Annotated in this window: 19 protein-coding genes; 7 read left to right on the top strand and 12 right to left on the bottom strand. The window is 76.5% G+C overall.

Translation table 11 applies throughout. The features are described from left to right. Positions 1 to 5: 5 nt before the first annotated feature. A complete protein-coding gene (locus ACQP60_RS07500; RefSeq protein WP_429730137.1) occupies positions 6 to 1,031 on the top strand; it encodes a M14 family zinc carboxypeptidase in 1,026 nt (341 codons plus the stop codon). A 42-nt stretch (positions 1,032 to 1,073) separates the two neighbouring features. On the opposite strand, the gene ACQP60_RS07495 is transcribed toward ACQP60_RS07500, so the two are convergent. Next, the gene (locus tag ACQP60_RS07495; protein WP_429730134.1) at positions 1,074 to 2,945 is read right to left on the bottom strand and encodes an ABC transporter ATP-binding protein; all 1,872 of its coding nucleotides are present in this window, start codon (positions 2,943 to 2,945) and stop codon (positions 1,074 to 1,076) included. Positions 2,946 to 3,075: 130 nt separating this feature from the next. Between ACQP60_RS07495 and ACQP60_RS07490 the strand changes: the two genes are divergently transcribed. Beyond that, positions 3,076 to 3,633 carry a TetR/AcrR family transcriptional regulator gene (locus ACQP60_RS07490; protein WP_429730131.1) on the top strand — a complete coding sequence of 186 codons (558 nt, stop codon included), beginning with the start codon at positions 3,076 to 3,078 and terminating at the stop codon, positions 3,631 to 3,633. A gap of 74 nt (positions 3,634 to 3,707) precedes the next feature. On the opposite strand, the gene ACQP60_RS07485 is transcribed toward ACQP60_RS07490, so the two are convergent. From ACQP60_RS07485 to hemE, 7 genes are all read right to left on the bottom strand, one after another. Further along, positions 3,708 to 4,277: a cysteine hydrolase family protein gene (locus tag ACQP60_RS07485; protein ID WP_429730128.1), complete on the bottom strand. Its 570-nt coding sequence runs from the start codon at positions 4,275 to 4,277 to the stop codon at positions 3,708 to 3,710. A gap of 5 nt (positions 4,278 to 4,282) precedes the next feature. Further along, complete coding sequence (gene hemL, locus ACQP60_RS07480) at positions 4,283 to 5,632, bottom strand: glutamate-1-semialdehyde 2,1-aminomutase (protein ID WP_429730125.1); 1,350 nt, start codon at positions 5,630 to 5,632, stop codon at positions 4,283 to 4,285. Next, positions 5,620 to 6,582 (bottom strand): porphobilinogen synthase, encoded by a 963-nt coding sequence (gene hemB, locus ACQP60_RS07475; RefSeq protein WP_429731388.1) that lies wholly within the window; start codon positions 6,580 to 6,582, stop codon positions 5,620 to 5,622. The genes hemL and hemB overlap by 13 nt, the downstream gene beginning before the upstream one ends. 56 nt (positions 6,583 to 6,638) lie before the next feature. Beyond that, on the bottom strand, positions 6,639 to 7,457 hold the full coding sequence (locus ACQP60_RS07470) for a uroporphyrinogen-III synthase (RefSeq protein WP_429730122.1): 819 nt from the start codon (positions 7,455 to 7,457) through the stop codon (positions 6,639 to 6,641). Further along, positions 7,454 to 8,542: a hydroxymethylbilane synthase gene (hemC, locus tag ACQP60_RS07465; RefSeq protein ID WP_429730119.1), complete on the bottom strand. Its 1,089-nt coding sequence runs from the start codon at positions 8,540 to 8,542 to the stop codon at positions 7,454 to 7,456. The genes ACQP60_RS07470 and hemC overlap by 4 nt, the downstream gene beginning before the upstream one ends. A 139-nt stretch (positions 8,543 to 8,681) precedes the next feature. Then, entirely contained in the window at positions 8,682 to 10,193 is a 1,512-nt protein-coding gene (locus ACQP60_RS07460) for a protoporphyrinogen/coproporphyrinogen oxidase (protein ID WP_429730116.1), read from the bottom strand. After that, positions 10,190 to 11,344 carry a uroporphyrinogen decarboxylase gene (gene hemE, locus ACQP60_RS07455; protein WP_429730113.1) on the bottom strand — a complete coding sequence of 385 codons (1,155 nt, stop codon included), beginning with the start codon at positions 11,342 to 11,344 and terminating at the stop codon, positions 10,190 to 10,192. Before hemE ends, ACQP60_RS07460 begins: the two co-directional genes overlap by 4 nt. Before the next feature lie 49 nt (positions 11,345 to 11,393). Here hemE and ACQP60_RS07450 point away from each other — a divergent pair, with 49 nt between their 5' ends. The 3 genes from ACQP60_RS07450 to ACQP60_RS07440 all read left to right on the top strand — a co-directional run bounded on the left by ACQP60_RS07450 (position 11,394) and on the right by ACQP60_RS07440 (position 14,416). Then, on the top strand, positions 11,394 to 12,800 hold the full coding sequence (locus tag ACQP60_RS07450; RefSeq protein ID WP_429730110.1) for a glutamyl-tRNA reductase: 1,407 nt from the start codon (positions 11,394 to 11,396) through the stop codon (positions 12,798 to 12,800). Between the two features lie 175 nt (positions 12,801 to 12,975). Continuing rightward, entirely contained in the window at positions 12,976 to 13,350 is a 375-nt protein-coding gene (locus ACQP60_RS07445; RefSeq protein ID WP_429730107.1) for an SHOCT domain-containing protein, read from the top strand. Positions 13,351 to 13,465: 115 nt separating this feature from the next. Then, a complete protein-coding gene (locus ACQP60_RS07440; protein WP_429730104.1) occupies positions 13,466 to 14,416 on the top strand; it encodes a Ppx/GppA phosphatase family protein in 951 nt (316 codons plus the stop codon). Positions 14,417 to 14,438: 22 nt separating this feature from the next. On the opposite strand, the gene ACQP60_RS07435 is transcribed toward ACQP60_RS07440, so the two are convergent. From ACQP60_RS07435 to ACQP60_RS07420, 4 genes are all read right to left on the bottom strand, one after another. Further along, positions 14,439 to 14,711 carry a DUF6510 family protein gene (locus tag ACQP60_RS07435; RefSeq protein WP_429730102.1) on the bottom strand — a complete coding sequence of 91 codons (273 nt, stop codon included), beginning with the start codon at positions 14,709 to 14,711 and terminating at the stop codon, positions 14,439 to 14,441. Then, positions 14,711 to 15,421, bottom strand: coding sequence for an FAD-binding oxidoreductase (locus ACQP60_RS07430; RefSeq protein ID WP_429730099.1), 711 nt, complete (start codon positions 15,419 to 15,421; stop codon positions 14,711 to 14,713). Before ACQP60_RS07430 ends, ACQP60_RS07435 begins: the two co-directional genes overlap by 1 nt. Beyond that, positions 15,418 to 16,011 (bottom strand): molybdopterin-dependent oxidoreductase, encoded by a 594-nt coding sequence (locus tag ACQP60_RS07425; protein WP_429730097.1) that lies wholly within the window; start codon positions 16,009 to 16,011, stop codon positions 15,418 to 15,420. The genes ACQP60_RS07430 and ACQP60_RS07425 overlap by 4 nt, the downstream gene beginning before the upstream one ends. A 94-nt stretch (positions 16,012 to 16,105) precedes the next feature. Beyond that, the gene (locus tag ACQP60_RS07420; RefSeq protein ID WP_429730094.1) at positions 16,106 to 17,503 is read right to left on the bottom strand and encodes a CoA transferase; all 1,398 of its coding nucleotides are present in this window, start codon (positions 17,501 to 17,503) and stop codon (positions 16,106 to 16,108) included. A gap of 66 nt (positions 17,504 to 17,569) precedes the next feature. On the opposite strand from ACQP60_RS07420, the gene ACQP60_RS07415 reads away from it, so the two are divergent. Then, a complete protein-coding gene (locus ACQP60_RS07415; protein ID WP_429730091.1) occupies positions 17,570 to 18,403 on the top strand; it encodes a DUF5926 family protein in 834 nt (277 codons plus the stop codon). A gap of 366 nt (positions 18,404 to 18,769) precedes the next feature. Beyond that, entirely contained in the window at positions 18,770 to 19,567 is a 798-nt protein-coding gene (locus ACQP60_RS07410; protein WP_429731386.1) for a glycosyltransferase family 2 protein, read from the top strand. The last annotated feature ends 109 nt before the right edge of the window (positions 19,568 to 19,676 follow it).

The raw sequence follows: 19,676 nt of genomic DNA, 5'->3' as shown, positions 1-19,676 counted from the left end.
TTGCCGTGCGCAGAAGCACCAGGACCACCGCTGCCCTCGCCCTCGCCGGAGGCTTGCTCGCCGGATCGACCGCCACCGCGGTCGCGGTCGGCGAGGGGCCGGACTACGGGGGCAACGAGGTGATCACCACCTCGATCCTGTCCACCTACGACGAGGTCGCCGACTTCCTGCGGGCGCAGGACGCCAAGCAGGACGCGATGGAGCTCGAGGTCATCGGCCAGACCGTCAAGGGCCGCGACATCCACCTCGTGAAGTACGTCAGCGACCCCGCCAACCCGACGATCCTCTACCTCGCCCAGCAGCACGGGAACGAGCAGCTCACCACCGAGGCGATGCTGCACTTCGTGAAGTCGCTCGGCCAGGGCCAGCAGGCGCGGATGCTGCAGGACGTCAACATCCTGCTGATCCCGATGTTCAACGCCGACGGCGCCATGGGGGACGTGAACTTCTCCCTCGACGACTACCTCGCCAAGGGGGAGCGGCACCTCACCCGGTACAACGCGAACGAGGTGGACCTCAACCGCGACCACGTGGCCAAGGAGCAGCCCGAGACGCGTGCCCTGCACGAGAACGTGCTCCAGGCGTACGACGTCGACTACATGATCGACCTGCACCACCAGGGCACGCAGTCGCGCGTGGACGGCGACCTCGTCTCCGGCTCGATCCTCTACCCGACGTCGCCCGACGCCGACCCGGCGGTCGTGGAGCGGTCCAAGCGCCTCGGCTCGGTCGTCTACCAGAACGTCGACTCGACCGGCTGGGGACACATCGGCAAGTACGTCGGCGGCACCGCCAACACCATCGGCCGCAACGGCATCGCGGTGGAGTACGGCGTCTCCACCCTGCTGTTCGAGATGCGGGGCATGTCCGACCACGAGTACGCGCCGTACGTGCTCGGGCAGAAGAGCAACGGCTACCTCATCCGGCAGTCGGTCGTGACGCTGACGTCGACGGCGAAGGCCGTGGCGGACGGCTCGGTCGAGACCGCCGACACCTCGTTCTGGGACACGCTCCCCGAGCAGCAGGGCTGACCGGCCCGGGCGCGGGGGCGCACGTGCCCTCGCGCCCGGTGCTCAGGCGGTGGTGGGCACGGCGTCCGGCTCGGCAGTCGGCTCGGCGTCGACGGCGATGCGCAGCGCGGCGACGAGGTCGCGGTACAGCTCGTCCGTGGCGTGCAGCTCCTCGTGCGTGCCGCTCGCGCGCACCCGGCCGCCCTCCAGGACGAGGATCCGGTCGGCGTCGAGCACCGTGGACAGCCGGTGCGCCACGGTCACGACGGCGCCGTGCCGGGTGTGCGCGCGGATCGCGTCGTGGATCGCCGCCTCGGTGAGGCCGTCCACCTGCGACGTCGCCTCGTCGAGCAGCAGCACGTCCGGCTCCTTGAGCAGCGCGCGGGCCAGGGCGATGCGCTGCCGCTGCCCGCCGGAGACGGCGGACGACACCAGCGAGGTGTCGAGCCCGTCCGGCAGGGCGTCGAGGTCGGCGGCGAGCCGGACGGCCTCGAGCACCGCGCGCACCTCGTCGTCGGTGGCGTCCGGCCGGCTGAACAGCAGGTTCTCCCGGATGGTGCCGGGCACGACGGGCGTCTCCTGCTCCACGTAGGCGAACCGGGCGCGCACCTGCGCGTGGGTCAGGTCGCGGTAGGGCACCCCGTCGAGGCGGACCTCGCCGCCGGTCGCCTCGAGGAACCGCAGCAGCAGCGAGAGGATCGTCGTCTTGCCCGCACCCGACGGCCCGACGAGCGCCACGTGCCCGCGGCGCGGCACCTCGAGGGTGACGCCGTGCACCACCGGCGCGTCCTCCGCGTAGCCCGCGGTGACGTCGTCGAGCACGAGGACCGGCCGGGCCGGTCGGCCGTCGTCCGCCGCGGCCTCGGGCGCGCGGGGCGCGGCCGCCGGGCGCGCGGCGTCGTCCTCCTCGAGCTCCATCGTCCCGACCTCGCGGATCCGCTCCGCGGCGGCGAGGCCGGACTGGAGGGTGGTGAACGCCTGGGTGAGCTCCGAGATCGGCCCCACGATGTTGAACGCGTAGAGCAGGAACGCCACGAGGCTGGACACGGCGAGCAGGTCCTGGGAGACGCGCCAGGCGCCCAGCCCGAGGATGACGATGATCGCGAGCTGGATGCCGCCCCACGAGACGGTCCACGCGACGGCCTCGGTCTTCACCGCCGTCACCGCGTGCCTGCGCGCCTCCTGCGCGTCGCCGAGGATCTTCGCCCCCTGGCGCTCCTCGGCGCCGCTGGCCTTGACCGTCCGCACCGCGCGCACCGCGCCCTCGACGGCGCCGCCGAGGCGGCCCACCGCCTCCTGCGTGCGGTGCTGCGCCTTGCCGATGCCCGGCAGGAGCAGCCCCATCGCGACGGCGACGACGACGATCGCGACCACCGTGGAGCCCAGCAGCGTGAGGTCCAGCACCGCCATGAGGACGAGCGTGCCGACCAGCGAGATGAACCCGTTGACGAGGCTGACCAGGCTGTTCGACGTCGCCTCGCGCAGCAGCAGGGTGTCGGAGGTGACGCGGGTGACGAGCTCGCCGGCGGGCTTCGAGGTGATGGCGCCGACCTTGGCCCGCAGGTAGCGCGTGACGATCGACGACCGGGCCTCGTAGACGACGTCCTCCGCCAGGCGCCCCAGCAGCACCCACTGGAACAGCCCCACGACGGAGCCGACGACCATGAGCGCGAGGAGCCAGGCGACCGGGCCGCCCAGCGGCGCGCCGGTCGACAGGGTGTCGAGCACCCACTTGGTGACCATCGGGGTGGCGAGGCTCATCGCCGTGGCCAGCAGGCCGAGCGCCAGCCCCAGGGCGAGCGTGCGGCGGTGCGGGCGCACGAAGCCGAGCAGGATGCGCAGGCGCTCGCGGCCGGAGCGCCCGGGCGCGGGCGCGGTCTCGGGTGCGGAAGCTTCGGGGGGCGGGTTCTCGACGGCGGCCATGCTGTCAACCATGGTTGACGCTCCTCAATTCGTCAACCCTGGTTGACGAGTTCGCGCGGCGGGGTGACTCTGAGCCCAAGTGGAACACTGCTGTTCCAACCTGGTCAAGCATTGGCCCATTCCCGGGTGTAGCGTTCGCCGCATGACGGAGGTGCACGAGGCCGAGACCGGCGCCCGGGCGCGCACCCGGCGCGCGATCGTGGAGGCCGCGGTGCGGGAGCTCGCGCGGGAGGCCGCGGCCTCGCTCGGGCAGATCGCCGACGCCGCCGGCGTCGGACGCACCACCCTCCACCGGTACTTCCCGGACCGCGCCGCGCTGCTTGAGGCGGTCGGCGCCGAGACGGTCGCGCGCCTCACCGACGCGCACGCGCGCGCCCGCCTCGACGAGGGCGACGCGCGGGCGGCGCTGCGCCGGCTGTGCCCCGAGTACCTGCTGCTCGGCGACCTGCTCACCCTGCTGTTCACCGGCGTCGTCCCCGACGCCGTCCTCGAGGGGGAGGGCGCCGCCCCGCTGGCCGCCCTCGTGGCGCGGGGGCAGCGCGACGGGAGCATCGACCCCGAGCTCGACGCCGAGTGGGTGGTCGGCGTCGTCTGGGCGCACCTCTACCTCGCGTGGGCCACCCTGCGCGAGGGGCAGGCGGCGCGGCACGACGTCGTCCCCATGCTCGTGCGCACCGTGGACAAGGCCGTCGCTCCCTGACGTCCTCGGACCGGGACCGGATCACCGAGCGCGAAGGCTTTCGCGCCCCGCGGGCCCCCGCCCGGGCGGTCGCGTCAGGCCTGCAGGTCGACGCTGTCGTGCGCGGCCACCCCGTGCGCGGCGCCCGGGTAGCGCAGCCCGGAGAAGTACATCGTCGTGTGCGCGACGATGTGCTCGGCCGGCACGACGACGCCCTCCCACTCGGCGTCCGTCGTCGTGTGGGCGTCGCTCACCAGCGTGACGTCGAGACCGCGGGCCGCGGCGGCCTGCGTGGTGGTGCGGATGCAGTAGTCGGACTGTGCCCCGGCGACGACGAGGCGGGTCGCGGCGAGATCGTGCAGCACGACGTCGAGGTCCGTGCCCGCGAACGAGTCGCGGTACGCCTTGCGCACCAGGGGCTCCCCGGGGGCTCGCTCGAGCGGCGGGGCGAGCTGCCAGCCGGGGGTGCCCTCGGGCAGGTCGCCGTGATCCTGCACCCAGACCACCGGTGTGCCCTCGCGCCGCGCGCGGTCCACGAGCGCCGCCGTGCGGCGCACCACGCCGTCGGCGTCGAGGCACCCGTCGAGCACCCCGACCTGCAGGTCGATCACGAGCAGCACGGTCCGCCCGGTCGCGGTGGACCGGGGCGCAGGAGTCGTGTCCACCGGCGTCAGGCGGTCGCCGCCGCGGCGGCACGGGCGCCGGCCGGCAGGGTGTCGAGGATGCGGTTCACGGCGTCGTCGTCGTGCGCGGCGGAGACGAACCACGCCTCGAAGACGGACGGCGGCAGGTTGACGCCGGCGTCGAGCAGGGCGTGGAACAGCGCGCGGTAGCGGTACGCCTCCTGCGCCTGGGCCTGCGCGTAGTCGCGCACGCCCTCGGCGGCGGCGAACGGGCCGAAGAACGTCGAGAACAGCGAGCCCGCGCGCTGCACGCGGTGCTCCACGCCCTCGGCGGACAGGGCGTCGCCGAGCGCGGTGGCGATCGTGTCCGCGACGGCGTCGACCCGCGCGTAGACGGCGTCGTCGGCCAGGCGCAGCGTGGTGAGGCCGGCGGCCACGGCCACCGGGTTCCCGGACAGCGTGCCCGCCTGGTACACCGGGCCGGTCGGGGCGAGCTGGTCCATGATCGCCGCCGGGCCGCCGAGGCCCGCCACGGGCATGCCGCCGCCCACGACCTTGCCGAACGTGATGAGGTCGGGGGTGTACCCCTCGCCGCCCTCGCCGCGGATGCGGGCGTTCTCCAGCCCCCACCAGCCGGACGGACCGACGCGGAAGCCGGTGAGCACCTCGTCCATGACGAACAGCGCGCCGTGCGCGCGGGTGATGCGGCGCAGCCCCTCGTTGAAGCCCTCGGCCGGCGGCACCACGCCCATGTTCGCGGGGCTCGCCTCGGTGATGACGGCGGCGATCTGCGAGCCGCGCTGGGCGAAGGCCTCCTCGACGGCGGCGAGGTCGTTGTAGGGGAGCACCAGCGTCTCGGCGGCCGAGGCCTCCGTGACCCCGGCGGTGCCCGGCATGGCGAGCGTCGCGACGCCCGACCCGGCCTCCGCCAGCAGCGCGTCGACGTGCCCGTGGTAGCAACCGGCGAACTTCACGACGAGCGGGCGGCCGGTGACGCCGCGCGCCAGGCGGATCGCCGTCATCGTCGCCTCGGTGCCCGTGGACACGAGGCGCACGCGCTCGGCGAGGGGCACCCGGCGGCGGACCTCCTCCGCGAGCTCCACCTCGGCCACGGTGGGCGCGCCGAACGAGAGGCCGCGAGCGGCGGCGTCCTGCACGGCCGCGACGACCTCGGGGTGGGCGTGGCCCAGCAGCGCCGGGCCCCAGGAGCACACCAGGTCCACGTACTCGCGCCCGGCGACGTCGGTGACGTACGGGCCGCGCGCGCTCGCGAGGAACCGCGGGTCGCCGCCCACGGAGCCGTACGCCCGCACGGGCGAGTTCACGCCGCCCGGGATGGCGGCCTGCGCGCGCAGGAACGCGGCGTGGTTGTCGAGGTGCTCCGTCACTTGATCCACTCCGCGATCTCGTTGGCCCAGTAGGTGAGGACGATGTCGGCGCCGGCGCGCCTGATGGCGGTCACGGACTCGAGCACGGCGCCCTTCCGGTCGATCCAGCCGTTCGCGGCGGCCGCCTCGATCATGGCGTACTCGCCGCTGACCTGGTACGCCGCCACGGGGACGTCGGACCGGTCCGCGACGGCGCGCAGCACGTCGAGCGACGTGCCGGCGGGCTTCACCATGACCATGTCCGCGCCCTCGGCGAGGTCGAGGTCCGCCTCGCGCAGCCCCTCGCGCGCGTTCGCCGCGTCCATCTGGTACGTGCGGCGGTCGCCCTGCAGGGCGCTGTCGACGGCCTCCCGGAACGGGCCGTAGAACGCGCTCGCGTACTTGGCGCTGTAGGCGAGGATGCTCACCTGGTCGAACCCGGCGTCGTCGAGCGCGTCGCGGATCACGGCCACCTGGCCGTCCATCATCCCGGACGGCGCCACGACCTCCGCGCCCGCCCGCGCCTGGGCCACGGCCATCGCCGCGTACCGGTCGAGGGTCGCGTCGTTGTCCACCGTGCCGTCGGCGGCGAGCACGCCGCAGTGGCCGTGGTCGGTGAACTCGTCCAGGCAGGTGTCGGCCATGACGACGGGGCCGGGCCTGCCGGTCGTGCCCGACGACTCTGCCTCGACGGCGGCGACGGCCTCGCGCGCGATGCGGATGCCGCGCTGCAGGACGCCGTCGGGGTCGTCCCCGGCGGTGCCGGTCGCGTCGCGCTCGGCAGGGATGCCGAACAGCATGACGCCGCCCAGGCCCGCGCGGGCGGCGTCGGCGACGGCGTCGCGCAGCGTGGCCTCCGTGTGCTGCACCTGGCCGGGCATCGACGTGATCGGCGCCGGCTCGTCCAGGCCCTCCTTGACGAACAGCGGCAGCACGAGGTCCGCCGCGTGCAGGCGCGTCTCGGCGGCCAGCCGCCGCATCCGGGGGGTGGTGCGCAGGCGGCGCGGTCGGTACACGATGCCGGTGCCCGAGGTGCTCACGGGTGCTCCTTCGTGGAGGTGGGGTCGGTCGCCGTCGGGTCGGCGGCGAGGGCGGTGGTGACGGCCGCGGCGAGCGCGTCGTCGGTGGGGTGCGCCGCGACCGCCGCGACGCGCAGCCCGGCCTCACGGGCGGCGTCGGCCGACGGCGTGCCGATGGCGACCACCGGGGTGCCGGTGCCGGCCTGCGCGGCGATCTCGCGCGCGACCGAGCCGGACGAGACCACGACGACGTCGAAGCCGCCGGCGCGGGCGCGCTCCGCGACGTCCGCGGGCAGCGCGTGGCGCACGGTGCGGTACGCCGTCACGACGTGCGGCGCCCAGCCCCGGTCGGCGAGCCCGTCGTCGAGGGTCGGGCGGGCGAGGTCGCCGAGCGGGAGCAGCACGGCCGGCGTCTCCGGGTCGGTGACGGCCGGGTCGGGGAACGCCGCGACCAGTCCTGCGGCGGTGGCGTCGTCCCCCGGCACGAGGTCGGTCGTGACGCCGGCCGCGGCGAGGGCGCGCGTCGTGGCGGGCCCGACGGCGGCCCACCGGGCGGGGGTCTCGGCGAGGCTGGTGCCGGTCCGGGCGGCGGCGTCGACGAGCGCGTCGACGGCGTTGACGCTGGTCAGGACCGCCCACACGTAGGCGCCCCGGGCCAGGCCGCGGACGGCGGCGTCGAGCGCGGCGAGGTCGTCCGCCGGGGCGCGCTCGATCACGGGGGCGACGACGACCTCCAGCCCGGCGTCCCGGAGCCGTGCCGCGAGGCCCGCCGCACGCGCGGGGGCCCGCGCCACCAGCACGGCGCGGGGCGGCGTCGCGGGGGCGGCGGGTGTCACGCGCCCTCCGGGTCGTCGGTGCCGGTGGGCGTGCGCAGGGGCTCGACGCCGGGGCGCGGCGCGACGTCGTCGTCCTCCCCGGTGCGGGGCTCGCCCGTGCCGCCCACCAACGGCGCGAGGCGGGCCGCGCCGTCCGCGAGCAGCGACTCGGCCACGCGGACGCCCAGGGCGGTCGCGGCGTCGTCCTGCGCGGTGTGGTCGAGGGGGGCGCCGTCGGCGGCGAGGGCCGCCGTCGCGCTGTGCGTGAGCTGCTCGGTCCCGTCGACGCGCGCGACGACGGCGGTGAGCTGCAGCTCGCCCGCCTCCACGCGGGCGTGCGCGCCGACCGGCGCCGCGCACCCGGCCTCGAGCCGCGCGAGCACCGCGCGCTCGGCCAGCACCGCCAGGCGCGTGGGGCGGTGGTCGAGGGCGGCGAACGCCTCCGCCAGGGGGGAACCGGGGAGCAGGTCGGCCGTGCGGGCCTCGACGGCGAGCGCACCCTGCCCGGGGGCCGGGGCCACGACGACCGGGTCGAGCGCCTGCGTGACCACCTCGGTGCGGCCCAGCCGGGTCAGGCCGGCGAGCGCGAGCACGACGGCGTCGAGGTCGGCGTCCGGGCCGAGCGCGCGGGCCAGGCGGGTCTCGACGTTGCCGCGGATGTCCACCAGCTCGACGTCGGGGCGCGCGGCCTGCACCTGCGCCGCCCGGCGCGGGGAGCCGGTGCCGACGCGTGCGCCGCGGGGCAGCGTGTCGAGGGTGAGGCCGTCGCGGGCGCACAGCGCGTCGCGCGGGTCCTCCCGCTCCGGGGTGACGATCGTGAGGTCGGCGGGCTGCGCCGTCGGCAGGTCCTTGAGCGAGTGCACCGCGACGTCGCAGCGCCCGTCGAGCAGCGCCTCCCGCAGCGCGGTGACGAAGACGCCGGTGCCGCCGAGCGAGGCGAGCGAGCCGGTCTTCACGTCGCCCTCCGTGCGAATGCGCACCAGCTCGACCGGCCGGCCCAGCAGCTCCTCCAGCCGGCGCGCGACCAGGCCGGACTGCGTCGTCGCGAGGGCGCTGCCGCGGGTGCCGAGGCGCAGCGGGGCGGGGGCGGGCTCGGGGGTGCTCACCGGTCCAGTGTCGCGCAGCGGCGGCGCCTGTGGACAACTCCCGGCGGGCCGGGCGACCGATCTCACACGGTTCTCCCCGACTGCCGCCGACATGGTGACGCCGGGTCACGACGATGCGTCACCACCGCCCCGCGAGCTGTCAGAGGGCGGCGACGGCGGCCTGCGCGTGCGCGACGATCGCGGCGAGGCCGGTGCCGGCCACCCACCCGCCGGTCACGGCCAGCCCCGGCGTGTGCCCGACGGCGGCGCCGAACGCGGCGACCTGCGCGCGGTAGGCGGGGGTCGGCGGGGGGAGGGCGCCGGCCCAGCGCTGGAGCAGGTGGTCGCGGACCCGGTCGGTGAGGTCGACGCCGAGCAGCGCGGACGCGTCGCGGGCAGCCTCCTCGGCCGACGGCGGCTCGGTGGCGGTGCCGATGCGCCCGTACGACAGCCGCACCACGTGCACCCCCGGCCCGGCGGCCGCGCGCACCCGGTCGGCCAGCCACGGCCACTTCGCCGTCGCGTGCGTCAGGGCCTTGGCGCGTACGCCCGACGCCGCGTCTTCGGCGTCCTCGGCGTCGGGCGCGACGAGCATCCCGGGGCCGCGGGGGGCGTCGTCGAGCTCGGGCGCGTCGAGCAGGAGCGTCGCGAGCCAGATGTCCGCGCCCGCCTCCGGCGTCGGCACGGCCACCGCCGCGCCGTCCCCGGGCCGGGTCACCCAGGGCGCCAGCAGCGGCGCGACGTGCGGCGTCGTCACGACCAGCCGCGGCGCCCGCACGGTGTCACCGACGGTCGTCGTGACCTGCCAGTCCGCGCCCACCCGCTGCACGCCGTCGACCTGTTGCCCCACCCGCACGGCGGCGTGGATGGGGCCGGTCGCGTCGGTACGCGGCGAGTCGGCGAACTCCTCGGCGCTCGCGGCGATCTCGCCGGTGAGCGCCTCGACGACGGCGTGGATGCCGCCGTCGATCCCGCGGACGGCGGACCCGGCGGGGGCGGCGGCCCGCAGCTCGGCGACGGCGCGTGACAGCGAGGCCGTGCGGCCGAACGCGTCGAGCAGCCCGGGCGCGACGGCGGCGACGTCGAGGCGGTCGAGCGGCGCGGAGTGCACGCCGGTCGCGACGGGCGCGACGAGCCGGTCCGCCACGCGCCGGCCCAGCCGGGACCGGACCAGCGTGCCGAGGTCGGAGGTGTCCGCGACGAACCGCGGCAGCACGCGGTCGAGAGCCGCCCGCGCGACACCGGGCCAGCCGATCGCGCGCCGGACGTCCGCGGCCCACGGCACGGACGGGATACCGAGCACGCCCGCCTTCGGCAGCGGGAAGGCGCGGCCCGCGGCGTACCCCCAGGCGGACAGCGGGGCCGGGCTCACGACGTCCAGCCCGAGCTCCTCGGCCAGGTCCGTGACGGCGGTGCCGCGCGCCGCGAACGACTCCGCCCCGAGGTCCAGCCGCACCGGCAGCGAGCCGAACGCGCCGCCGCGCACGGGCCCGCCCACGCGGTCGGACGACTCGAGCAGCACCACCTGCAGGCCGCGGTGCACCAGCGTGCGGGCCGCGACGAGCCCGCCGATCCCGCCGCCGACCACCACCGCGTCGACGTGCTCGGGCGGCCGCGCGGGCCGGCCGGAGGGCACGTCGTCGGGGGCGCCGAGCGGCGGGAGAGGGGTCACAGCGCGTGCACCAGCTCGACGACGCGCGTGAGCACGGTCGGGTCGGTGTCCGGGGGCACGCCGTGGCCCAGGTTGACCACGTGCCCGGGGGCGCCGGCGCCGCGGGCGACGACGTCGCGCACGTGCGCCTCGAGCACCGGCCACGGGGCGCCCAGCAGGGCGGGGTCGATGTTGCCCTGCACGGGCACGGCGCCGCGGGGGTGGTCCGCCAGCAGGGCGGCGGCCTCGTCCAGCGGGGTGCGGTAGTCGACGCCGACGGCGGGGTGCGTGACGCCGGCGGCGTCCAGCACGTCGCGCAGCGCGGGCAGCAGGTGCCCGGTGCCGGTGCCGAAGTGGATGGCCGGCAGCCCGCCGTCGTCCCCGGGGGCGCGCAGGTCGGCGACGTGCGCCAGCGCGGCGGTGGACGACGGCGCGACGTGCGCGGTGTAGTCGGCCAGCGACAGCGAGCCCGCCCACGAGTCGAAGAGCTGGACGGCCGACGCGCCGGCGAGCACCTGCGTGCGCAGGAAGCGCCCGGTGAGCTCGGCGGTCCAGGCGGTGAGGCGGGCCCACGTCTCCGGGTCGGCGTGCATGAGGGTGCGCGCGGCGAGGTGGTCGCGCGACGGCCGGCCCTCGACCAGATAGGCGGCGAGCGTGAACGGCGCGCCGCCGAACCCGAGCAGCGGCACGTCGCCCAGCTCGGCCACCGTCAGCCGCACGGCCTCCGCGATCGGGGCCAGCGCGCCGTCGTCGAGCGTGCGCGACGTGAGCCGGGCGACGTCCTCGGCCGTGCGGTACGGCTGGTCCATGACCGGCCCGACGCCGGGCTTGATGTCCACGTCCACGCCCGCGAGCCGCAGCGGCACGACGATGTCGCTGAAGAAGACGGCGGCGTCCACCTGGTGGCGCCGCACGGGCTGGAGGGTGATTTCCGCGGCGAGCGGTGGCCGGAGGCAGGAGTCGAGCATCCCTACCCCCTGACGGACCTCGCGGTACTCGGGCAGGGAACGGCCCGCCTGCCGCATGAACCACACCGGGGTCACGTCCGGACGGTCGCCCCGCAGGGCACGGACCAGCGGGGAGCGCGTCGTCCGGCCGCCGACCAGCGGGTGGTCGGCGGGCAGCGGACGGGTCTCGCGACTCGGCTCGGGAGCGATCGTGGGGGATGTCACGGTTCATGATTCTGCCCCGCCTGTTCGGCCCTCTTAAAGTGGAGCCACTGTGGTACTCCTCTCCCTCACCGCCTCGCACCGCGAGCTGGACCTGGACGCGCTCGAGCGGCTGTCCACCGGGTCCGGCTCCGTCGGGCGCGTCGCCGTGGGGTCCTGCGGGCCCGTGCAGGGCGCCGTCGTGATCTCCACGTGCAACCGGTTCGAGCTCTACCTGGACGTCGACGCGCCGGTGCACGGCGACGCCGTCCGGCACACGACGAAGCACGTCGCGGCCCTCGTCGCCGCCGGGTCCGGGGTCACCGAGGACGTCGCGGCCGACTCGTTCACCGTCCGCACCGGGCCGGAGGTCACCTCGCACCTGTTCACGGTCGCCGCGGGGCTCGACTCGATGGTCGTGGGGGAGCGGGAGATCGCCGGGCAGGTGAAGCGCGCCCTCGCCGAGGCCCGCGAGGACGGCACCACGTCCAAGACCCTCGAGCTGCTGTTCCAGACGGCGTCACGCACCTCGAAGCGCGTCGGCACGCGGACGGAGCTGGGCGCCGCCGGGCGGTCCGTCGTGTCGCTCGGGCTGGACCTCGCGGGCCGCGACCTGCTCCGCGGCCGGGGCGACCAGGACGGCTCGTGGCGGGGCGTGCGGACGGTGCTCATCGGGACGGGCTCGTACGCAGGGGCGTCGGTGGCGGCCCTGCGCGCCCGCGGCTGCGACGACGTGCGCGTGTACTCGCGCTCCGGCCGCGCGGAGGTCTTCGCGGAGGGTCACGACGTCGAGGCGGCGCCGGACCTGATCGAGGCGCTCGCCGACGCCGACCTCGTGGTGTCGTGCTCGGGCGCCCGCGGCCGCCGGCCCGCCGGCGGGTCCGGGGACGGGCGCGCCGAGGCGTCCCTGGAGTACGTGCTCGACGCCGCCGCCGTGGTGCGCTCGCGCGAGCGGGCCGCGGCCGCCGCGGGCGACGAGCCGGAGCCGCGCCCCCTCGTGGTGCTCGACCTGGCGCTGCACCGCGACGTCGACCCGCGCGTCGCGGACGTCGAGGGCGTGCTGCTGTACGACCTGGGCACGCTCAAGGCGCACGCCCCGGCCACCGCCGCGGATGTCGTCGACCGGGCCCGGCGGATCGTGGACGACGCGGCCGCGGACTTCGAGGAGACGCGCCTGGGCCGCGCCGCGGACGCCGCCGTCGTGGCGCTGTTCGACGCGGCCGAGGAGCGCGTGCGCGCCGAGGTCGACGCCGCCACCGCGCGGCTCGCCACCGAGCTCGCCGTCCGCGGCGAGACCCCCGACGAGTCCGACGTCGACGCCATCGCGCGCGACGTCCGCAAGCGGGTGCACGCCGCCCTGCACGGCGAGATCGTCGCCGTGCGCGCCGACGCGCTGGCCCGGGCGCGGGCCGAGGAGGCCGCCGTCGTCGCCGGCGCCGAGGAGCTCGTCGAGGACGCCGAGCGCGCCGGTCGTCGCTGATCGTCCCGCCTGTCGCGAACCTCCCGCAGAGCCCGGTTCGCCGGGTCGCGGCCCAGATCACCCCGTTTCGGCGCGCGCGTCCGGCATGTCGCCACTAGCGTTCCGAGCGCGGGCACCGGGTCCGCCGCCGGACGACCTCCGAAGGTCGTGACCGCCTCGAAAGGACACGCTGAGCATGGACACCTTCTGGGACTTCTTCTGGTACCTCGTCTGGATCTTCCTCTTCGTCGCCTACCTGATCGTCCTCTTCCAGATCCTCACCGACCTCTTCCGTGACCGGGAGCTGTCGGGCTGGTGGAAGGCCGTGTGGGTCATCTTCCTGATCTTCGTCCCGATGATCACCGCGCTGGTCTACCTCATCGCCCGCGGCCGCGGGATGTCGGAGCGGCAGATCGCGGCGGTGAAGGAGGCCAAGGCCGGCACCGACGCGTACATCCGGGAGGTCGCGGGTTCTCCGGCCGACCACATCGCCTCGGCGAAGAAGCTGCTCGACGAGGGCACCATCACGCCCGAGGAGTACGAGCGCCTCAAGGCCAAGGCGCTCTCCTGATCGTCCGACGCCGACCGGTCCACGACGCCCGGCCCCGCACCGCGGGACCGGGCGTCGTCGTGCGCGGACCGGTCCCGGTCCCCGGACGCGGGCGGCGCCGCTACGCTCGGCTGCCATGACCAGCGCAGCCCCGGCCCCGGCACGGCGTCTCGGCGTGATCGACATCGGCTCCAACACCGTGCACCTGCTCGTGCTGGACGCCCGGTACGGCGTGCGGCCGGTGCCGCACGCGGAGCGCAAGATCACGGTGCGGCTCATGCGGTACCTCGACGACGCCGGCGCGCTGTCCGACGAGGGGCGCCGCGCGATGCTCGCGGCCGTCGACGACGTCATGGAGCTCGCCCGCGAGTCCGCCGTCGACGAGCTGCTGCCGATGGCGACCTCCGCGCTCCGGGACGCCACGAACGGCGCGGCGGTGCTCGCCGAGATCGCCGGGCGGGTGGGGCGCGAGGTGCAGGTGCTGTCCGGCGAGGACGAGGCCCGGCTGACGTTCCTCGCCGCCCGGCGCTGGCACGGGTGGGCGGCGGGCCGGCTGCTGGTGCTCGACGTCGGCGGCGGGTCGCTGGAGATCGCGTCCGGCGTCGACGAGGAGCCCGACCTCGCCGCCTCCGTGCCGCTCGGCGCCGGCCGCACCACGCGCGAGTACCTGCCCGACGACCCGCCCCCGCCCGACCAGGTGCAGGCCCTGCGCGTGCACGCCCGCGCGCTCCTGGCGCCCGTCGTCGACCGGCTCGCCACGGTGCCCGCCCCCGACCACGTCGTCGCGACGTCGAAGACGTTCCGCTCGCTCGCGCGGCTGGCGGGCATGCAGGTGGAGGCCGTCGGCCCGGACGACCGGTGGCGGCTGCGGCTCGCCCAGCTCGCGGACTGGGTGCCGCGCCTGGCCCGCCTCACCGCCGAGGGCCGCACCGCGCTGCCCGGCGTCACGCCGGAGCGCACCTACCAGATCGTCGGCGGGGCGGTCGTGGCGGAGGAGACCATGCGCGCGCTCGGCGTGGACGAGGTCGAGATCTGCCCGTGGGCGCTGCGCGAGGGCGCCGTGCTGCGGTGGCTCGACCACCTGTAGGCGCCCGGCCGCACGGACGGGGTCAGCGGGGCGGGGCCTGCACCCACGCCGCGCCGGACGCGGACACGCGGACGCCGTCGGGCCGTTCGACGACGACGAGCAGGACGGCGGTGCACGTCGCGCAGCGCACGACGCCGCCCATGGCGGACAGGTGCACGGTCGTGCGGGCGAGGACGTCGGTGTGCCCGCAGGACGCGCAGCGCAGGACGGCGCGCGTGGCGTCGAAGGCGTAGACCTCGCTCAGCGTGCCGGCCAGGGCCGACCCGTCGAGGACGGCGCGGTCGACGGACGTCATCAGGCACCTCCGAAGCGTTCGGTGCGGACCCGGTCGGGCGGGTGCCCGAGGCCGGTGAGCAGGCCGGCCGCCGCCTCCACGAACCCGGTGGGGCCGCAGACGAACACGGCGGTGCCGTCGTCGGGGCCGAAGCCCGGGGCGACGAGGTCGTCGGCCGTGATCCGGCGGGGCGTGGCCGGCCACCCCGGCGGGGCCTCGCGGGTGAAGACCCAGCGCACGTCGAACCCCCGGTCGGGGGTGTCGACCTCGTCGCGCTCGATGGCGTCGGCGGGCGTGCGCACGGAGCACACGAGGTGGAACGGCGCCCGGCGCCCGGTGCCGCGGCGGGCGCGCAGCATCGCGAGGAACGGCACGACGCCGGAGCCGCCGGCCACGAGCAGCACCGGCGCGGTGTCGGCGTCGTGCCAGACGAAGTACCCGCCGAGCGGGCCCCGCACCTCGAGCTGGTCGCCCGGCCGGGCGTCGCGCACCAGGTAGGGCGACACCTCGCCACCCGGCACCTCGTCCACCACGAGGTCGACGCGCTCGTCGCGCCCCGTCTCGGCGAGGGAGTAGGCGCGGGTGGCCTGGTAGCCGTCGGGCGCGGTGAGCCGCAGGTCGACGTGCTGGCCGGGCAGCGCGCCGGCGAACCCCGGCACCGCCAGGGTCAGGGCGCGCGCGGTGCGCGTGAGGGGCCGGGTCCCGACGACCGTCGCGACGTGCCAGCTCACGCGTACCGCTGCTCGAGCCAGGGGTCGCCGTAGGCGTGGTACCCGTTCTGCTCCCAGAAGCCCAGGTCGTCGTCGTCCATGAGGTCGAGGCCGCGCAGCCACTTGGCGCTCTTCCAGAAGTACAGGTGCGGCACCAGCAGCCGGGCCGGGCCGCCGTGCACCGGCTCCAGCGGCTCGCCCTCGAACTCGTACGCCACCCACGCCTGCCCGTCGAGCAGGTCCTGCAGCGGCAGGTTCGTGGTGTACCCGCCGTACGAGCGCGCCATGACGAACTCCGCGCTCGTCTCGACGTCGGCCAGCAGCGTGTCCACGGAGACGCCGCGCCACGTCGTGCCGAGCTTGGACCAGTGCGTGACGCAGTGGATGTCGGTGACGACGTCCTCCGCCGGCAGCGCCAGGAGCTGCTCCCACGTCCACGAGACGCCCTCGCCCGTCTCCGTGCGGACGGTGAGCTCCCAGCGCGACTCGTCCACGTCCGGCGTCGGCCCCGCCGACAGCACGGGGAAGTCGTCGGTGACGAACTGCCCCGGCGGGACCTCGTGCTCCGGCTCGGGCCGCCGGCCCCCGAACCCCCGCGTCACGACCGCCATCGCCGACCCCTCTCGTCGTCGCCCGGGCGGTGCGCGCCGGGTCAGGTCCGATGAGACCAGAGGCTCGGCCGTCTCGCACGCGCCGGGCCGAGGATCACCCCGGGGGCGGCGTCGACCAGGCGGCGTGGTCGGTGCCCCAGGGGTGGGCGGGCGCGGGGTGGTCGTCGTGCCCGGGCAGCGCGGGGCGGGCGGTCGTGACGCGCGGGCGGTGGCCGTGGCTCACGACCGCCTCCAGGCCGGGAGCGGCGGCCGTCGGATGCCCGGGGTCTCGCCCGTCGGCGTCGAGCAGCCAGGCCGCCGTGCGGGCGAGGGCCGCCGCGACCTCGCGCCCGCGGCCGTCGGCGGCGCGGGCGGCGAGCGCGTCCACCACGCCGGCGGCGAGCAGGTAGCCCGTCGCGTGGTCCAGCGCCTGCGCGGGCAGCGCGCCCGGGGTGCCGCCGTCCGCGGACTCGAGCAGCGCCACGCCCGACGCGGCCTGCACGATCGAGTCGAACCCGCGCCGATGCGCCCACGGCCCGGCGTCGCCCCACGCGGACACGTGCGCGACGACGGCGCCGGGCGGCGGGCGCAGGCCGAACCGGTCGAGGGCGCCCGGGCGGTAGCCGCTGACCAGCACGTCGGCGTCGTCGAGCAGCGCCTGCGCGCGCTCGCGGTCGCCGGCGTCGCCCAGGTCGAGCAGGGTGGTGCGCTTGCCCTGCCCGACGTCGAGGTGCTGGTGGCGGATCTCGGCGGGCACGGGTGGGTCGACGCGCAGCACGTCGGCGCCGAGGGCGGCCAGCGCCCGGGTGGTGACGGGGCCGGCGATGACGCGGGTGAGGTCGAGCACGCGCAGGCCGGCCAACGGCGCGGCCCCGCCCGGGAGGGAGGTGGGCCGGGCGGCGACGTCGTCGCGCACCCCCGCCCGCACGAGGGGCCCGCGCACGGCGGCCCGGCCGGGCGCGGACGCCCGCCACTCCGTCTCTCTGCGCACGCGGACGACGATCGCGCCCGCCGCAGCGGCGTCGTCCTCCAGGGCGGCGGCGGAGGCGTCCGCGAGCCGGGCCGCGAGGTCGTCGCGGTCGGCGCCGTCGGGCAGGCCGAGCAGGTGCAGCAGCCGGGCCCGGTGGTGCGGGTAGTTGGCGTGGGTCCGCACCCAGCCGTCCCGGGTGCGGAAGAAGCCGGACAGCGGCGCGAACCCCGGGACCGGCCGCCCGTCGAGCCGCAGCAGCCGGTCGGAGCCGAACGACGCCGCGACCCGCGCCGGCGACGGCCCGCGCTCCACCAGCGGGCCCGTCGCTCCGGCCTGGGCCGTGGCCGAGCAGAGCGCCGCGACCGAGCCCAGCGCCAGGTCCAGCGCCGGCAGCGTGGCGGCGAGCCAGGCGTCCCGCGCGCCGTCGAGCGGCGGGCCGTCGCCCGGCCGGGTGTCGTCGGGCCGGGCGCCGTCGCCGAGGCCCGACCGGTAGTCCGCCACGAGGCGGCGCCACGGCTCCATCCCGTCACGGTACCCACCCACCTACCCACGCTCCGGGGCCACCTCCGAGGGCGGGCGGACAGGCCTCCGGCGGCTAGGATCGCGGGCATGGCCAAGAGCTCTGCGACCGCCCCTGTCCTGCGTCCGTTCGAGGGTCTTCCCGGGGAGGCGGACTGGGTCGCGCTGCGCGAGGTGGTGCCGTCCGCCACGGCGACGGCGCGCACGACGGCCGACCACGGCGGGCGCGACGTCACCGTCACGACCGTGCTGCCCGGCGGCTGGTGCGCGCTGCACCGCGAGGACGGCACGGTGCTGCTCGCGCTGCAGGGCCTGGGTGCGTCCGACGACCTCAGCCGCGACCTGGCCGCCGCGCTCCTCGCGGCGCTCGCGGCGGAGCCCGGCACGGGCCTGCTGCCCGAGGAGCTGCCGGCCCCGGCCGACGACGACCCGCGCCTCCAGGACGTGCTCGACCTCGACGTCCCGTTCGAGGTGACCGTCCACGACGGCTACGAGTACTGGATCGACGCCGGCACGCAGATGACGGACGAGATCCGCGCGTCCCTCGACGAGGCGGCGGAGTCGTCCATCCCCACCGTGAAGCTGGCGTCGGTCCCCGCCGCGTACTGGTGCCGGATGTCCCGCGAGTTCCTGCGCTGGGCGCGCACGGAGGACGAGGACGCCGTCGTCGACGCGATCGCACGGCTGCACGCGCGCCGCGAGTCGGGCCTCGCGGGCGGCAAGTTCCTCGGGATGTTCCGCGCCTGCGGTCTCGTCGTGCCGGTGTGGGAGCTGCCGCGCGGCACCGAGGCGGCGGAGCTGGAGGAGCCGGTGGCGGAGCTCGCGGCCCGGCTCGACGACGCGCTCGCGATCACCGAGCCGCTCGACGCGAACGAGCGGCGCGCCCGGGCCGGTATCGTCTCCCGACAGGTGACGCTGCGCTGACGCGGCGCCTCCCGGCGGTCCCGGCCGCCGGCGGTCCCCGCGAGGTCGCGGGCTCCGCACGATCTTCACGGACCGTCCCGCTCGACACCGTTTCTTGACCAGGGGTCGGGCGTTCCGGGGGAGTACAGTTTCTCAGGAAAAGATTGCTCTTCTGATCCCCGGTGATTCCCCCAAGGGGGCACCGCACAGCACGCCGGCGGACCGCCGGCCGACACGGGCGAGATACCCAACAGGCAGGGAGTCGTGAACACGGACCACGGGGCGACCCGTACGGGCGCTGAGGTGTCCACCAGCCAGGACGAGGCCGGCGAGCGGAACTCCGTCGCCGGCGGCGAGGGCAGCGGGACGACGACGCGTGTCGGCGCGCTGCCCGTCGCCAAGACCCCACGACCTCCGGTCGCGCAGGGGCGGCGCAACCCGCAGCGCGTCGCGGTGATCATCCCCGCGAAGGACGAGGCGGCGCGCATCGCGGCGACCGTGCGCTCGGCCCGCGCGATCCCGCACGTCGACCTCGTGCTCGTGGTCGACGACGGCTCGACCGACGACACGCAGCACGTCGCGCGGGACGCGGGCGCCGTCGTCGTGCGGCACTCGCACAACCGCGGCAAGGCGGCCGCGATGGAGACCGGCGCGGCGGTGGTCGCGATGCGCGACGCCGACGGCCGCGCCCCGCGGCTCCTGCTGTTCGTCGACGGCGACCTCGGCGACACCGCCGTCAACACGGCCCCCCTCGTCGCCCCGGTGCGCGAGGGCGTGGCCGACCTCGCCATCGCGCTGCTGCCGAAGCAGACCGGCGCCGGCGGCCGCGGCATCGTCGTCGGCACGGCGCGGCGCGCCATCCAGCACCTCACCGGGTGGAGCCCCAGCCAGCCGCTGTCCGGCATGCGCTGCCTCACCCGCGAGGCGTTCGAGGCCGCGACGCCGCTGGCGCACGGGTGGGGCGTGGAGACCGGCATGACGATCGACCTGCTCCGCCAGGGGTACGTGGCCGTCGAGGTGCCGTGCGATCTCAAGCACCGCGCGTCGTCGAACGACCTCAAGGGCCAGCTGCACCGGGCCGGGCAGTACCGGGACGTCGTGCTCGCGGTCAACGCGCGGCGCGTGCGCGGGGCGGTGGACGCGGTGCGCGGCATCGGGCGCTCGCAGGAGAGCGCGCAGTCCTGACGCGCAGTCCTGACCGGGCCCCCTGAGCCGGCCGCTCGGGGTCGATCTGGCACCTGAGCAGCGCCGACACCTCGCGTCGACAACCTCGCCGGGGCGTGGCTAGGCTCGC

The organism is Isoptericola variabilis, assembly GCF_050311655.1.
Lineage (GTDB): Bacteria > Actinomycetota > Actinomycetes > Actinomycetales > Cellulomonadaceae > Isoptericola > Isoptericola variabilis.
The sequence above is the reverse complement of the archived record's forward strand: the minus strand, read 5'-3'. Positions and strand labels throughout refer to the sequence as shown.

Excerpts from the sequence above, each read along its gene's own strand:
- ACQP60_RS07435 (WP_429730102.1), bottom strand. The coding sequence starts at position 14,711 with ATGACGTCCGTCGACCGCGCCGTCCTCGACGGGTCGGCCCTGGCCGGC.
- ACQP60_RS07440 (WP_429730104.1), top strand. The coding sequence starts at position 13,466 with ATGACCAGCGCAGCCCCGGCCCCGGCACGGCGTCTCGGCGTGATCGAC.
- ACQP60_RS07425 (WP_429730097.1), bottom strand. The coding sequence starts at position 16,011 with ATGGCGGTCGTGACGCGGGGGTTCGGGGGCCGGCGGCCCGAGCCGGAG.
- ACQP60_RS07495 (WP_429730134.1), bottom strand. The coding sequence starts at position 2,945 with ATGGTTGACAGCATGGCCGCCGTCGAGAACCCGCCCCCCGAAGCTTCC.
- ACQP60_RS07445 (WP_429730107.1), top strand. The coding sequence starts at position 12,976 with ATGGACACCTTCTGGGACTTCTTCTGGTACCTCGTCTGGATCTTCCTC.
- ACQP60_RS07490 (WP_429730131.1), top strand. The coding sequence starts at position 3,076 with ATGACGGAGGTGCACGAGGCCGAGACCGGCGCCCGGGCGCGCACCCGG.
- hemB (WP_429731388.1), bottom strand. The coding sequence starts at position 6,582 with ATGCGGCGGCTGGCCGCCGAGACGCGCCTGCACGCGGCGGACCTCGTG.
- ACQP60_RS07415 (WP_429730091.1), top strand. The coding sequence starts at position 17,570 with ATGGCCAAGAGCTCTGCGACCGCCCCTGTCCTGCGTCCGTTCGAGGGT.